This is a genomic window from Arthrobacter sp. SAFR-179 (assembly GCF_059414945.1).
Genome location: NZ_JBPFDM010000005.1, coordinates 119,492 through 134,163 on the forward strand (window position 1 = coordinate 119,492; position 14,672 = coordinate 134,163).

The following is a 14,672-nucleotide window of genomic DNA, read 5'->3' on the forward strand; positions in this document are numbered from 1 at the left end:
CGTCACATCCGGCGTACAGTGGAGATCAAGTTTATTGTTTTCGATTATCGAATCAGTTGTTCTGATATAGAACACATTCAGCGAGAGTCATCCACAAAGAAGTGAGGAAAGCCCGTGCAGTTCCACCACCACGGATATGTATCCGGTGACCCGCGCGTCCAGCCGGCGGCCGGCGTCGGCCTGAACCGCCCCGAGGAGCTCCCGGAGGAAGTGGACGTGCTCATCGTCGGCACCGGCCCCGCCGGAATGCTCGCCGCCGCGCAGCTGTCCATGTTCCCCAATGTCTCCACCCGGATCATCGACCGCCGTCCCGGCCGCCTTGCCATCGGACAGGCTGACGGGATCCAGGCGCGCAGCGTCGAAACCTTCCAGGCCTTCGGATTCGCAGAGCGGATCATCGCCGAGGCCTACCGCATCACGGAGATGGCGTTCTGGAAGCCGGACCCCGCAAACCACGCGAACATCATCCGCGCCGCACGCGCCGTGGACGACGAGACGGGGATCAGCGAATTCCCGCACCTGATCGTCAACCAGGCGCGGGTGCTGGACTACTTTGCGGAGTTTGCCGCCAACTCACCCACCCGCCTCAAGCCCGACTACGGCTATGACTTCCAGGGCCTCACGGTCGGCACCGAGGGCGACTACCCGGTCACCGTGACGCTGCTTCACACCGCCGGACCCAACGAGGGCCAGGAACGGACAGTCCGTGCAAAGTACGTGGTGGGGGCCGACGGAGCCCGCAGCAAGGTGCGCACGGCCATCGGCTGCACGCTGGCGGGGGACCAGGCCAACCACGCCTGGGGCGTCATGGACGTCCTGGCCGTCACCGACTTCCCTGACATCCGCACCAAGTGCGCCATCCAGGCCGAAAAAGGCAGCATCCTGCTGATTCCGCGGGAGGGCGGCTACCTGTTCCGCATGTACGTGGACCTGGGCGAAGTGGATCCTGCCACCCACCACGACGTCCGCAACACCAGCATCGAGCAGATCATCACCAAGGCCAACGAAATCCTGCACCCGTACACGCTGGATGTGCGGAACGTGGCATGGCACAGCGTGTACGAGGTGGGCCACCGCCTGACGGACAGGTTCGACGACGTCCTGCCGGCGGAGCGCGGCACCCGCACCCCGCGCGTGTTCATCACCGGCGACGCCTGCCACACCCACAGCGCCAAGGCCGGGCAGGGCATGAACGTGTCCATGCAGGACGGATTCAACATCGCCTGGAAGCTGGGGCACGTGCTGGAGGGCCGGAGCCCGGAAAGCCTGCTGTCCACCTACTCGGAGGAGCGGCAGGTGGTGGCCAAGAACCTGATCGATTTCGACAAGGAGTGGTCCACCATGATGGCCAAGAAGCCGGAGGAGTTCGAGCACCCCTCAGACCTCGAGGACTTCTATGTGCAGACCGCCGAGTTCCCCGCAGGTTTCATGACCCAGTACGCGCCGTCCCTGATTATCGGTTCGGCGGACCACCAGGGCCTTGCCACCGGCTTCCCCGTAGGCAAGCGGTTCAAGTCCGCACCCGCCGTCCGCGTGGGTGACACCAACCCCATCCACCTGGGCCACCACGCCACGGCTGACGGCCGCTGGCGGATCTACGTCTTCGCGGACCAGGCCCTGCCCGGCACGGATTCCACCGCGGACAAGCTTGCCGAGTGGTTTGTTAACGCACCCGAATCTCCGCTGGCTGCCACGCCTGCCGGCGCCGACCCGGATGCGTGGTTCGACCTGAAGGTCATCTACCAGCAGCCGCACACCGCCGTCGACATCGGTGCCGTGCCTGCCGTGTTCAAGCCGCAGGTGGGCCCGTTCAAGCTCACGGACTACGAAAAGGTGTACGCAACGGACCCCACTGCGGACATCTTCGAACTGCGCGGCATCGACCGTGCCGGCGCCGTGGTGGTGGTCCGCCCTGACCAGTACGTGGCCAACGTCCTGCCGTTGACGGCAACGGCGGAGCTCGGCGCGTTCTTCGGGCCGCTGCTCAAGCCCCTCACCAAGGCGGCACCCGCACAGCCGCGTCAGGCGGTGGCTGCCGCCCGGTAGTCAGCCGCGGGGTACACACCGAGGATCCGTACCTCCGTGGTGAAGAAGTCCAGTTCCTCGAGGGCCAGCTTCAGCGGCAGGTCCTCGGGGTGCCCTTCCACGTCGGCCATGAACATGGTGGCGGCGAACTCGTTGCCCACCATGTAGCTCTCCAGCCGGGTCATGTTCACGCCGTTCGTGGCGAACCCGCCCAGCGCCTTGTACAGGGCGGAGGGAACGTTGCGCACACGGAACACGAAGCTGGTGACTGCCGGCCCGGGAAGTTCGTCCCGGGCCGGCAGCGCCGTTTCCCGGGCCAGGACCACGAAGCGGGTGGTGTTGGAGGGATCGTCCTCCACGCGGGAGGCCAGCACTTCCAGGCCGTAGATCTGCGCGGCCAGCGGGGGAGCGAGGGAGAGCTTGCGCGGATCATTCCACTCGGCCACTTCCCGGGCGGACCCGGCGGTGTCGCCGGCGATGACCGGCTTCAGGCCATGCTCGCGGATCAGCTTCCGGCACTGGCCCAATGCGTGGATGTGGCTGTGCACCTCGGTGGCGCCCTCGATGGTGCTGCCCGGGATGCCCAGCAGGTCGAAGTGGATGGGCAGGAAGTACTCGCCCACGATCTGCAGGTTGGACTGGGGCAGCAGGATGTGGATGTCCGCCACCCGGCCGGCGATGGAGTTCTCGATGGGGATCATGGCCAGGTCCGCCTCGCCGGTGGTGACCAGTTCAAAGGCGTCCTCGAAGCTGGCGCACGGCGCGCTTTCCATGTCCGGGAACATCTGCTGACACGCGATATTGGAGTTGGCGCCGGGCTCACCCTGGTACGCAATCTTGGAGGCCATGATCCGTATGGTTTCACGTCCCGCCCCCACCCGCCCAACTGGGTAGCGCTAAGTGTCGTTATGGGCGCCCATAACGACACTTGGCGCTACTTAGTTGGGGTTAGGCGGGGGTGACGCGGAGCCAGAGGTATTGCCGGGGGAGGAGGGTGACGCCGTCGTCCAGCTGCAGGGTGGCCTCGGAGAGAAGGTCGACGGCGGCGGCAGCGAAACCAGCAAAGGTTTCCGCAGGAAGGGTCTGGGCTGAGTCGCCGAAGTTGGCGAGGGCAAGGACGATGCTTTCTTCCTCGCCCGGGCGCTGGTAGGCCAGCACCGAGCGGTTATTCGTGCGGAAATCGACCATTTCGGTTCCTGCCAGTTCGGGGGTGCCGGCCCGGACCTCGATCATCCGCTTCAATCCCGCGTACACGGCGCCTTCCGGGGTGGTGGGATCGTCACGGCGGGCGTACTGTTCGGCGGGGAAGTGCGGCCGGTGCACCCAGCGGCTGTCCGCCTCGTGGCCCGGCTCGGACGCGTAGGAGTAGTCGTTGACCTGGCCCACTTCGTCGCCCAGGTACAGCAGCGGGATGCCGCCGGTGCTGAACGGCACCGAATGGGCCAGGAGGATCCGTTCCACCGCCTCAGCCGGGTCAACCTCCATGCCGCACAGGGACGCCGTCGTGCCGGAAATCCGGCAGTCACCCGTCTTGGGGTTGTCCTGGAACGGGACGCCGCGCGCGAAGCTGCCCGGGAACCGGTTGACGTAGAAGGAGTTCAGGAAGCGGCGGTGGTCAAAGCCGTTGATGCCCAGTTCTGCCGCGTCCTCATCGGCGAAGGTCCAGCCGATGTCGTCGTGGCTGCGGACGTAGTTCACCCAGGCGGTGCCGTCGGGGATGTTGTGCCTGCGTTCGAGCGCCTGGGACAGGAGGGAAACGTCCCGGGTGGCCAGGGACTCCCAGATCAGCGCCATTTGAAGTGGGTTGTAGGAAAGCTGGCACTCTTTGGGATCGATGTAGAGCGCCACCTCGTCCGGGTGCACGATGGCCTCGGACTTGAACAGCAGCGACGGTGCGGCCAGCCGGCAGACCGCGTTGAAGGCCCGGAGCAGCGTGTGGGCCTCGGGAAGGTTTTCGCAGGGGGTGCCCAGCTGCTTCCAGATGAAGGCCACTGCGTCCATGCGCAGGATGTCCACGCCCTGGTTTGCCAGGAACAGCATCTCGGCCGCCATGGCCCGGAAGACCTCCGGGTTGGAGTAGTTCAGGTCCCACTGGTAGGTGTGGAACGTGGCCCAGACCCACCGGCCGTCGTCCATCTGGATGAAGGATCCGGGGTGGTTCTCGGGGAAGATTTCGCGCACGTCCGCCTCGAAGGCGTCCGGCATGGTCCGGTCAGGGAATATCCAGTAGTAATCGCTGTACTCCGGGTCGCCCGCGGCAGCCTTCCGCGCCCACACATGTTCGTCCGAGGTGTGGTTGAAGATGAAGTCCACCACCAGGCTGATCCCGTTGGCGCGCAGTTCCGCCGCCAGATCCCGGAGCTGGTCCATGGTGCCCAGTTTCGGGTTGACCTCACGGTAGCTGGACACCGCGTAGCCGCCGTCCGAGTGCGGTTCGGGCGCCAGGAACAGCGGCATCAGATGCAGGTAGGTCAGGCCCAGTTCCTTGAAGTAGGGAATGCGGCTGCGCACCCCTTCCAGGCTTTCAGCGTAGCGGTCCACGTAGCAGACACCGCCCAGCATCCCGTTGGACTGGAACCACTCCGGCGTCTCCTCGCGTTCGGCGTCCAGCGCCTTCAGCTCCGGGGAGCGCTCCTGCCACGACCGTGCGCTCTGGACCACCAGCGCGGACAACTGTTCCAGCCAGTCCTGCCGGGCGCCGTAGAGCGAGTGGAAGAGACTGCGAAGCGTGGGGAAGTGCTCCTCAAGCCGCCGGTCGAAGTCCGGATCCGTATGGAGGCCGAGGTCCCGCTCCCGCGCCAGTGTTGCGAGCACTGACCGGCGCGCCTCTTCGTCCTCATTAACGGATCCCTGCATGTTGACCGGCCCTTTCCAACGCCCGCCGGCTCCTCCGGCGATATTTTACGGAAGTATCCCACGCCACACTCGAAGGGGTGGGGACGGAGGGAATACGTTGTGGATGGCGCGGCCGGCCGGGACCATTTCCGCGGAATATGGTCCCGGCCAACCGGCCCTGTGGTGGGTATGGTTCCCCAACCTGATAGTGCTACGCCTGAATCCAGGCAGTGGTCGCGCCCGGCAGGAGGTCTCCCTTGAACGGGGAACTGGAGACCAACAGCCTGCCGGAGGGCAGTTCGAAGGATTCCGTGCCGAAGTTCGTCACGGAGGTCCAGCCGTTGGGGCGACGGAAAGCAAGGACATCGTCCCTGCCGGATTCCAGCAATTCCAGCGTCTCGGCGGTTTGGAGTTGCCGCCGCAGGGCCAACGCGCGGCGGTAGAGGGACAGGGTTGAATCTTCCTGGCCTTCCTGGGCTTCCACTGAGTTGCCGGCAAACCATTCCGGCTGCGGCAAGTGCGAGCCGCCGGGGCCGAAACCGAACGAGCCGCCCCCGGAGGTCCACGGCAGGGGGACCCGGCAGCCGTCGCGGCCGATGTCCACGCCCTTGTTCCGGAAGAACGCAGGGTCCTGCCGGGCAGAGTCGGGGATTTCGCTGCCGACTTCCTGCAGTCCCAGTTCCTCGCCCTGGTACAGGTATGCCGAACCTGGAAGGGCGAACATCAACAACGATGCAGCGCGGGCGCGGCGCAGGCCGAGCTCCACGTCGACGTCATCCTGCCTGCCGCCGGCCAGCAGCCACCGCTTGCCCGCCTGCCCGGCCATGATCTCGCCGCCGGCCGAAGGCTCGGACGCGGGAAGGCCATAGCGCGTGGCATGCCGGACTACATCGTGGTTTGAGAACACCCAAGTGGACGAAGCGCCTGATGCTTGGGCTTCTGCCAGGTTCTTGACGATGGTCGTCCGGAACTGCCCGGCGTCGAAGTCCGCCTGCAGCAGGTCGAAGTTGAAGGCCTGGCCAAGACCCTCCGGGCTGGCGTAGCGCGCACGGCGGTCAGCATGCACCCAGGCTTCGGCGACGGCGGTGCGCGGCGGGTTGTATTCGTTGAACAGCCGGCGCCATTCGGCGTAGATCCCATGAACCTCATCGCGGTCCCAATACGGATGCTGTCCTGCAAGATACAGCGCCTCGCCCTGGGCTTCGAGGTCCGCCTTGGTGGGCAGGGTTTCTTCGAGGTTCTTTGTCAGTGCGTGGGCGACGTCGATGCGGAAGCCGTCCACGCCCCGGTCCGCCCAGAATCGCAAAGTCTTCAGGAAGTCTGCGCGGACTTCGGGGTTGTCCCAGTTGAAGTCGGGCTGTTCCCTGGCAAATATGTGCATGTACCACTGCCCCGGGGTGCCGTCGGGCTCGGTGATGCGCTCCCACGCGGGACCGCCGAACACCGAATCCCAGTCCGACGGCGGCAGCTCGCCATTGTCGCCCAGCCCGTCACGGAAGATGTACCGGTTGCGCGCTGCGGAGCCTTTGGGCGAGGCGAGGGCTTCCTGGAACCACTGGTGCCGGTTGGAGGAGTGGTTGGGGACAATGTCCACGATCAGCTTGATGCCGGCTGTCTTTAAGGCGTTGGCCATTTCGTCGAAGTCGTCCAGGGTGCCCAGCTTGGGATCCACGTTGCGGTAGTCGTCCACGTCATAGCCGCCGTCGGCGAGGGCGGAGGGGTAGAACGGGCTCAGCCAGACGGCGTCGATGCCCAGGTCCTTCAGGTATGGAATCCTGGCGGTGATACCCTTCAGGTCGCCGATGCCATCCCCGTTGGAGTCCGCAAAACTGCGGGGGTAGATCTGGTAGACCGCGGCCTGCCGCCACCAGTTGGGGTCGGCCATGATGCTGGCATTGCTGTGCGTTGCCTGGGTGGTGATGGTGGGCAAGATCGGTTCCTTCAGTTTCATCTGGAGTTCGGTGTTTTGGTCAGGAGTTACTTGACGGCGCCCTGGGTAAGGCCGGACATCACCCAACGCTGGGTAAACAGGTAAACGATGATGGCGGGGGCCATGGCCATCAGATAGGAGGCGAAGGCAACGTTGTAGCTGTTGCTGAACTGGGTCTGGAAGATCTTCTGCAGTACCGGGATGGTCTGCAGTTCCGGGTCGGAAATGATCAGTGAGGGCATCATGAAGTCGTTCCATGATGCGATGAAGGCGAAGATGCCCACGGTTGCGCTCATTGGTCCGAGCAGGGGGAAGATGAGCTTCCAAAACACCTGCCAGGTTCCGGCGCCGTCCATGCGCATGCTTTCCTCCAACTCCAGGGGGATCGACCGCAGGAAAGCAGTGAACAGCATGGTGTTGAATGCCAGGGCAAAAACGATGTGCAGGATGGCCACGCCCAGTGGGTTATCGAGCCCGACGAGGCCGGTGAGCTGGATCTGCGGCAGCGCCACCACCGGGAACGGGATAAACATCGCCGCCAGCAGGTAGAAGAAGGACCAGCGGAAGAGCCGCCGGTCCCAGTTGCGGACGATGGCATAGGCCGCCAGTGCCGAAACGATGATTTCGCCTGTAACGGCGATCACTGACACGAACACGGAAATCCCGAAGCCCCGGGGGAAGTTCGTGAGCGTCCACGCCTGGGCAAAGCTGTCGAAGGTCAGCGGGCTTGGCAGTGAGAAGGCGTTGCCGTCCACGGCCTGGCCAGTGGTTTTGAATGCCATGCTGATGGTGACATACAGCGGGACGAGCACACTGAGCGTGCAAACGATGAGGATGATGGTGGCGGGCCACTGGGTACGTTCCGGGCCGGCGGGGATCCGCTGTCCCTTTCCTGCCGCGACGGGTTTTACGGGGATGGTGCTGGGTGCGCTGCTCATGCTGCGATCCCTCCTTTGCCACGGGTGAAGCGAAGCTGGATGAGTGCGATGACGATGCTGATGAGGAAGAAGATCACGGCATTGGCCATCTGGTAGGCATAATCGCCGCCTTCGAAGCCGCGGAAGATTGACATGGCGACGCTCCGTGTGGCGACGCCTGGACCGCCGTCGGTAAGGCCGATGATGATGTCGTAGGCGTTGAGGTAGTTCTTGAAGCCGAGGACCGTATTGATCACGGCATATCCGGCAATGAGCGGCAGGGTGATGTGCCGCAGGTTCTGCCAGGGCGATGCCCCGTCGATGGAACTCGCCTCGTAAACCTCGGGAGGGACCGTGAGGAGCCCCGCGATGTAGATCAGCATGGCGCTCGGAATGGACTGCCAGGCCGTGACGAAGACGATCGCAAGCCACGCGAGGTTGGGGTTGGCCAGGAGGCTGGTGGCCAGCGGCTCTATACCGGTGCTTTGGCCGAACAGGGGCAGCGAGTTCGAGAAGAGGTACTGGAAAACGAAGGCGATGACGATGCCGGAGATCACCATCGGGATGACGAATACCGTGCGCAGCGCAGCACGGAACCGCACGCGGGACGTCAGGCCCAGGGCCAGGAGGAAAGCCACGGCGTTCACGACGATGACCGTGACGAGCGAAAAGGTGAGTGTGAAGGCGTAAGCGCCCAGGACGCCTTCATCGCGGAACACCGCGATGAAGTTCCGGACGCCGATGAAATCGAAGTCACCGAAGCCCACGGAGTTCGTGAAGCTGTAGATGAACCCGAGCACGGCAGGCAGCGTGACGGCGAGCGTGAAGATTACCAGGGAGGGCAACAGGAAGAGGTAGTAGAGCGGATCGACGCGGCTCCTGCCTGCCCTAGCCGCTTCAGTTGCCGGTGGTGGCGCCACCTCCGCCCTGATGGAAGGTCTCGTCATTGATGACATGGATGGTCCTCGTTTCATGCTGTGAATCGAAAAGTGTGGTTATGCCCGGAACGCCAGGCGCGCCCAGTCGGCGTCCATCCTGCGCAGCGTGCCCTCGGCGTCGGCGCCGCCGATGATCGACTGGATGTAGTTCGCCGCCGGGATGGAGTTCGGAATGAACTGTGAGGCACCCATGTAGAAGCGGCCTTCGTCGTAGTACTTCTGCATCTCAACGATGCGGGGGTCGGTTACCGGCGGTGCGTCTTTGGTGGTGCCGAAACCCAGGAATTTGGCGTTGTAAGGGTTCTGGATCTCCGGCTGCATGAGGTATTGAAGAAAGTCGCGGGCTCCCTGCTGCCCGTTGGCCACCTCGGGTACCCAGAGCGAGAGGTCGATGTTGACCCGGACCTTCAGATCTGCGGGATCACCGGTCATGGGCAGCGGGAAGGTTCCCAGATCCAGGTCCTTGCCGGCTTTCTCGATCTCCCCGAAGGCCCACGGTCCCTGGAAGTACATGGCTGCCTGGCCCTGCGCCATGGCGGTATTGCCGTCTCCGTAGCCGCGGCTCGCGGCATCGGGATTGACGTACTTGGTCAGCTCGACCATGCGCTTCACCGGCTCAAGCAGCGTCTTTTGGAACGACACTTCCGAGTCCGGTCCCACGTTCGTGCCAGCGGCGTGCATTGACTTATAGAAGTCACGCACGTTGATCATTCCGCCCACCGTGTAGTCGAACAAACCCTGTGCCACTGTCCAGGGATCACGGAAGGTGCCGTAGATCGGCGTGATGCCGGCCGCCTTGAGCCGCTCGCAGACCTCGATCAGTTCATCCCACGTTGTAGGGACGGCCAGCCCGTTCTCTTCGAAGATGCGGCGGTTGTAGATCACGGAGGCCGCCATGACCGAATAGGGGATCACGCTGGTGCGCCCCGCGTAGGTCGGGTACCAGTTGGTGAGGTCGAGGACGTCGTCCCGGATGGAAGCCGCGGCCGGGAGGTCGGAAAGATCCGAAAGTGCCCCCCGCTCCATGAACCGGGCCATCTCGAGGTTGTAGTTGAGGCATCCGAGGTCCGGGGGACTGCTGCGGACGAAGCTGGCAGAGAGGTTCGTGGCCATGTCATGCAGGACACGGACGCGGTCCTGTGAGGCGGTGAACTTGGCGGCCAGGTCCCGAAAGTAGGGAACTGCCTCCGGTTTTGACTGGTGGAACGTGATGGTCGGCGCAGTACCGGACGGGGCGCAGCCGGCCAATCCGAAAGCGGTGAGCGCACCTCCGGCAGCAGCGAGGAAGGTGCGTCGGGAGAGTGGTCTCCCGGCGGGCGGCAAAGGTGGCAACGTCGGCTCCTCATGGGCTCTCTAAGAATTTATATGGATCTTATATTTAGGTCCTATACGAGGATGGGGGACGCAGGGTCTATCGTCAAGGGGTGGACGGAACTACGGCGAGCTCGACCCAACTGTTACGGCAGATCAACTCAGGGGCACTGTTGCGTTTTGCCCTGCAGGAACAGGTGTTCACGGCAGGAGAGGCCATGGCTGCGACCGGACTGACACGTGCCACGGTGCTTGGGGTCTGTGACGGCCTTGTTGACGCCGGCTGGCTGGAGGAATTCAATGACGCGCGCGCGGACGCCGGCAGGCTCAAGGGCAGGCCGGCGCGGCGGTATCAGTTGCGCGAAGCTGCCGGTGTGGTGGTGGGCCTGGACGCCGGGGAGGGCTACTATACGACCATCGTCGCCGACCTGCGGGGCCGCGAACTGGGCAAGCGCCGCCTGGGAATTGATTCGCATGCACTCGGACGCTCCGGCCGCGTCGCGAGCGCACGGGAGCTGATCCGCCTGACTCTCGAGGATGTTTCGCGCACCCCGGAAGATGTCCTGCTGACAGCCGTCGGAGTCCCGGCGCCGATCGACGCCAACGGCCAGTCCCCCGCGGGAGGGGAATTCTGGCAGTTAATGAATTCGGGATTCGCCGGGCATCTTTGGGGCGATGTCATCGTCGAAAACGACGCGAATCTCGCCGCAATAGCTGAGCAGGCACAGGAGCCGTCAGCAACGTGGCCACCTTGCTGTCGGGAGAGCGCTTTGGCGCCGGCCTGATTGTCGATGGGTCTCTGCTTCGCGGCCGGCAGGGCGGCGCCGGTGAGATGCGGTTCCTGGATGCCCTGGACAGCAAGTTCGTGCCCGACGAGGGCGGCTCGGACGGGTTTGGCGCCCTTGCGCGGAAGTGGGCACGCGCGGGCATCCATTCCTTTGATGGAACAACGGTGCTGCGCAATATACCTGAAGGGGACATCAGCGCTGAAGATGTCTTCCGGGCCGCCGGCGGGGGAGATCCGCTGGCGCGGGAAATTATTGCCAGGCTCGGCGTGCGGCTGGCGCGGATCGCGGAAGTGCTCTCCAGCCTTCTCGACATCGAGCGTGTCGTCATCGCGGGTGCGATTTCACGCGCGATCGAACCTGTCCTGGAACACGCCCGCAGCCTGCTGCCCAGGGATTCCGGCCTACCGCTGCCGGAACTCGTGGCGAGCACCCTCGGGGCGGAAGCCGTCGTCAAGGGTGCTATCGAGTCGGCACTGCTAAGGATCAGGCGCGAACCTTCGGGGTTCATCCCCCGGCCCGTCCGTTCCTGACCCCAGGACGGCCCTGGAACCTACAGGACGCTGCGGATGGCCTGTTCGAAACTGGTCACGTGCTCAAGGGCGAGTTTGCCCGCCCGGTCCGAATCGCCGTCGGCCACTGCTTCCAGCAGTTCCACGTGCTCGGCGATGTGCGCCGCCACGGACGGCACCTTCTCCAGCACCATGCACCAGATGCGGGTGGCCAGGTTGTCGTACCGGATCAGGACGTCCTCGAGGTGCGTATTGGCGGCAGCCCGGTAGATCAGGCGGTGGACTTTGATGTCGTACCGCATGAGGTCATAGGGGTCGTCCTCATCACCCATGTCCGCAATGGCCGCCGCGGTTTCCCTGATTTCCTTGCGCAGGGCAGGAGTGGCGAGCTTGGCGGCCCGGCGCGCGGCCAGGGGTTCCAGCGACTCGCGCAGTTCCGAGACGTCCGCAAGCTCGGTGATGTCGACGACGGTGGCGAACGTCCCGCGGCGTGGGTACGACACCACGAGGTGGTCGCCTTCCAGGCGCTTGAGCGCTTCCCGGACCGGCGTGCGGCCGATCCCCAGCTCGGCGGCGAGCTTGCCGTCGTTGATCGCCTCACCCGGCCGGATGTCCAGCATGATCAGGCGATCGCGAAGGTGCCGGTAGGCCTGCTCCGCAAGCGAGAGCTCGCCTTCTCCGGCCAATTGGTTCTCTGTCATTACGCTCATTGCCAGCTCTCCCAAGGTAGCTATTGACTGCCGCGTGATCTACAACATACTATTGCGTCAGTTCTAATATATCAGTTACAGATCAGTTATGGATCAGTAACTCCCAAGGGCTCAAAAGGAGAACAATGCAGGACGTACTCAACGCCTCGCTCGCCACGGTAGACGCCGACGTCGCCGCCGCTGTGGCACAGGAACTGCACCGCCAGCAGTCCACCCTGGAAATGATTGCCTCAGAGAACTTCGCTCCGTCATCCGTGATGGAAGCCCAGGGCTCGGTGCTCACCAACAAGTACGCCGAGGGCTACCCGGGCAAGCGCTACTACGGCGGCTGCGAGCACGTCGATGTGATCGAGCAGCTCGCCATCGACCGCGTGAAGGCACTGTTCGGCGCCGAATTCGCCAACGTGCAGCCGCACTCCGGCGCCCAGGCCAACGCCGCCGCCATGTTCGCGCTGCTGAACCCCGGCGACACCATCCTGGGCCTCTCGCTGGCCCACGGCGGCCACCTCACCCACGGCATGAAGATCAACTTCTCCGGCAAGCTCTACAACGTGGTGCCCTACCACGTCCGCGAATCCGACCTCCGCGTGGACATGGCCGAGGTGGAAGCCCTGGCCCTGGAACACAAGCCCAAGCTGATCGTGGCCGGCTGGTCCGCCTACTCCCGCCAGCTGGACTTCGCCGAATTCCGGCGCATCGCCGATCTCGTGGGCGCCTACCTCATGGTGGACATGGCCCACTTCGCCGGCCTCGTTGCCGCAGGCCTGCACCCCAACCCCGTCCCGTACGCGGACGTGGTCACCACCACCACCCACAAGACCCTGGGCGGACCCCGCGGCGGTGTGATCCTGGCCAAGGAGGAATACGCCAAGAAGATCAACAGCGCCGTGTTCCCCGGCCAGCAGGGCGGTCCGCTGGAGCACGTCATCGCCGCCAAGGCCGTGGCCTTCAAGCTCGCCGCAGCCCCTGAATTCAAGGAACGCCAGGAACGCGTCCTGCAGGGCGCCAAGCTGCTGGCCGAACGCCTCCTCCAGGAAGACGTCCAGGCCGCCGGCATCTCCGTAGTGAACGGCGGCACGGATGTGCATCTGGTCCTGGTGGACCTGCGGAACTCCGAACTCGACGGCCAGCAGGGCGAGGACGCCCTCCACCGGATTGGCATCACCGTCAACCGCAACGCCGTACCGTTCGACCCCCGCCCGCCGATGGTCTCCTCCGGCCTCCGGATCGGCACCCCTGCCCTCGCCGCCCGCGGCTTCGGCGCCGCCGAGTTCGCCGAGGTTGCTGACATCATTGCCACCGCACTGATCGCATCGGCCGGCACGGGCACCCTGCCCGGGGACACCGCCGTGGAACTCCGCAACCGTGTGACGGCCCTGGCTGACAAGTTCCCCCTTTACCCGCACCTCTCAGCCGACGCCGGCCTGGCCGAAGCTGAAGCAGACCTGATTGGAGCAGCCCAGTGAGCGCAGACCTCCTCCCCGAGCACCCGGACTTCCTCTGGCGGAACCCGGAACCCAAGTCCTCCTACGACGCCGTGATCGTGGGCGGCGGTGGGCACGGCCTGGCCACCGCCTACTTCCTGGCCAAGAACCACGGCATGACCAACATCGCCGTCCTGGAAAAGGGCTGGCTGGCCGGCGGCAACATGGCCCGCAACACCACCATCATCCGCTCCAACTACCTCTGGGACGAGAGCGCGGCCATCTACGAGCACGCCCTCAAACTCTGGGAGATCCTGCCCGAGGAACTCGAATACGACTTCCTCTTCAGCCAGCGCGGCGTGATGAACCTGGCCCACACCCTGGGCGATGTCCGCGAAAGCATCCGTCGCGTGGGCGCCAACAAACTCAACGGCGTGGACGCCGAATGGCTGGACCCGCAGCAGGTCAAGGAACTCTGCCCCATCCTGAACATCCGCGACAACATCCGCTACCCGGTCATGGGCGCCACCTACCAGCCCCGCGCCGGCATCGCCAAGCACGACCACGTGGCCTGGGCCTTCGCCCGCAAGTGCGACGAAATGGGCGTGGACATCATCCAGAACTGCGAGGTCACCGGCTTCCTCAAGGACGGCAACCGCGTGGTGGGCGTCAAGACCAACCGCGGCACCATCAACACCGAGAAGGTGGGCCTGGCCGCCGCCGGCCACAGCTCGGTCCTGGCCGAGATGGCCGGCTTCCAGCTGCCCATCCAGTCCCACCCGCTGCAGGCCCTGGTGTCCGAACTGCACGAGCCCGTCCACCCCACCGTGGTCATGTCCAACCACGTCCACGTCTACGTCTCCCAGGCCCACAAGGGCGAACTGGTCATGGGCGCCGGCGTTGACTCCTACAACGGCTACGGCCAGCGCGGCTCCTTCCACGTGATCGAGCAGCAGATGGCGGCCGCCGTCGAACTCTTCCCCATCTTTGCCCGTGCCCACGTGCTCCGGACCTGGGGCGGGATCGTGGACACCACCCTGGACGCCTCCCCGATCGTGGGCCTGACCCCGGTGGAGAACATGTTCGTGAACTGCGGCTGGGGAACCGGCGGGTTCAAGGGCACCCCCGCCGCCGGCCTCACCTTCGCGCACACCATCGCCACCGGCGCCCCGCACGCGCTGAACAAGCCGTTCTCGCTGGAACGCTTCGAAACCGGCGCCTTGATCGACGAACACGGCGCCGCCGCCGTGGCCCACTAGCCGCCGCCACCAGAAAAGGACTAACG

General features: G+C 64.8%; 12 protein-coding genes. 5 read left to right on the top strand and 7 right to left on the bottom strand.

Features of this window, described 5'->3' with window-relative positions:
- The first annotated feature begins 114 nt into the window (after positions 1 to 114).
- Positions 115 to 2,046 (top strand): FAD-binding monooxygenase, encoded by a 1,932-nt coding sequence (locus ACR65K_RS10720; RefSeq protein WP_440152742.1) that lies wholly within the window; start codon positions 115 to 117, stop codon positions 2,044 to 2,046.
- Here the strand turns inward: ACR65K_RS10720 and ACR65K_RS10725 are convergent.
- The 6 genes from ACR65K_RS10725 to ACR65K_RS10750 form a co-directional block, all read right to left on the bottom strand.
- Entirely contained in the window at positions 2,022 to 2,873 is an 852-nt protein-coding gene (locus ACR65K_RS10725; RefSeq protein WP_440152743.1) for a prephenate dehydratase, read from the bottom strand. The two genes, ACR65K_RS10720 and ACR65K_RS10725, sit on opposite strands and share 25 nt — an antisense overlap.
- A 100-nt stretch (positions 2,874 to 2,973) precedes the next feature.
- Entirely contained in the window at positions 2,974 to 4,881 is a 1,908-nt protein-coding gene (locus ACR65K_RS10730) for an amylosucrase (protein ID WP_440152744.1), read from the bottom strand.
- A gap of 190 nt (positions 4,882 to 5,071) precedes the next feature.
- Entirely contained in the window at positions 5,072 to 6,790 is a 1,719-nt protein-coding gene (locus ACR65K_RS10735; protein ID WP_440152746.1) for a glycoside hydrolase family 13 protein, read from the bottom strand.
- Positions 6,791 to 6,837: 47 nt separating this feature from the next.
- A complete protein-coding gene (locus ACR65K_RS10740; RefSeq protein WP_440152747.1) occupies positions 6,838 to 7,728 on the bottom strand; it encodes a carbohydrate ABC transporter permease in 891 nt (296 codons plus the stop codon).
- The gene (locus ACR65K_RS10745) at positions 7,725 to 8,663 is read right to left on the bottom strand and encodes a carbohydrate ABC transporter permease (protein ID WP_440152749.1); all 939 of its coding nucleotides are present in this window, start codon (positions 8,661 to 8,663) and stop codon (positions 7,725 to 7,727) included. The genes ACR65K_RS10740 and ACR65K_RS10745 overlap by 4 nt, the downstream gene beginning before the upstream one ends.
- Positions 8,664 to 8,702: 39 nt before the next feature.
- A complete protein-coding gene (locus ACR65K_RS10750) occupies positions 8,703 to 9,977 on the bottom strand; it encodes an ABC transporter substrate-binding protein (RefSeq protein WP_440152750.1) in 1,275 nt (424 codons plus the stop codon).
- A gap of 197 nt (positions 9,978 to 10,174) precedes the next feature.
- Between ACR65K_RS10750 and ACR65K_RS10755 the strand changes: the two genes are divergently transcribed.
- Positions 10,175 to 10,741 carry a hypothetical protein gene (locus tag ACR65K_RS10755; protein WP_440152751.1) on the top strand — a complete coding sequence of 189 codons (567 nt, stop codon included), beginning with the start codon at positions 10,175 to 10,177 and terminating at the stop codon, positions 10,739 to 10,741.
- Complete coding sequence (locus ACR65K_RS10760; RefSeq protein WP_440152752.1) at positions 10,699 to 11,274, top strand: ROK family protein; 576 nt, start codon at positions 10,699 to 10,701, stop codon at positions 11,272 to 11,274. Before ACR65K_RS10755 ends, ACR65K_RS10760 begins: the two co-directional genes overlap by 43 nt.
- A gap of 20 nt (positions 11,275 to 11,294) precedes the next feature.
- Here ACR65K_RS10760 and ACR65K_RS10765 read toward each other — a convergent pair whose 3' ends face one another.
- Positions 11,295 to 11,954 carry a GntR family transcriptional regulator gene (locus ACR65K_RS10765; RefSeq protein WP_082566672.1) on the bottom strand — a complete coding sequence of 220 codons (660 nt, stop codon included), beginning with the start codon at positions 11,952 to 11,954 and terminating at the stop codon, positions 11,295 to 11,297.
- Positions 11,955 to 12,088: 134 nt separating this feature from the next.
- Between ACR65K_RS10765 and glyA the strand changes: the two genes are divergently transcribed.
- Entirely contained in the window at positions 12,089 to 13,429 is a 1,341-nt protein-coding gene (glyA, locus tag ACR65K_RS10770) for a serine hydroxymethyltransferase (RefSeq protein ID WP_440152753.1), read from the top strand.
- A complete protein-coding gene (locus tag ACR65K_RS10775) occupies positions 13,426 to 14,646 on the top strand; it encodes a sarcosine oxidase subunit beta family protein (RefSeq protein WP_056331017.1) in 1,221 nt (406 codons plus the stop codon). The genes glyA and ACR65K_RS10775 overlap by 4 nt, the downstream gene beginning before the upstream one ends.
- Positions 14,647 to 14,672: the final 26 nt, after the last annotated feature.

Bases quoted from the DNA above. Each gene is read 5' to 3' on its own strand.
- ACR65K_RS10725 (WP_440152743.1), bottom strand. From the start codon at position 2,873: ATGGCCTCCAAGATTGCGTACCAGGGTGAGCCCGGCGCCAACTCCAAT.
- ACR65K_RS10730 (WP_440152744.1), bottom strand. From the start codon at position 4,881: ATGCAGGGATCCGTTAATGAGGACGAAGAGGCGCGCCGGTCAGTGCTC.
- ACR65K_RS10740 (WP_440152747.1), bottom strand. From the start codon at position 7,728: ATGAGCAGCGCACCCAGCACCATCCCCGTAAAACCCGTCGCGGCAGGA.
- ACR65K_RS10745 (WP_440152749.1), bottom strand. From the start codon at position 8,663: ATGTCATCAATGACGAGACCTTCCATCAGGGCGGAGGTGGCGCCACCA.
- ACR65K_RS10755 (WP_440152751.1), top strand. From the start codon at position 10,175: ATGGCTGCGACCGGACTGACACGTGCCACGGTGCTTGGGGTCTGTGAC.
- ACR65K_RS10765 (WP_082566672.1), bottom strand. From the start codon at position 11,954: ATGACAGAGAACCAATTGGCCGGAGAAGGCGAGCTCTCGCTTGCGGAG.
- glyA (WP_440152753.1), top strand. From the start codon at position 12,089: ATGCAGGACGTACTCAACGCCTCGCTCGCCACGGTAGACGCCGACGTC.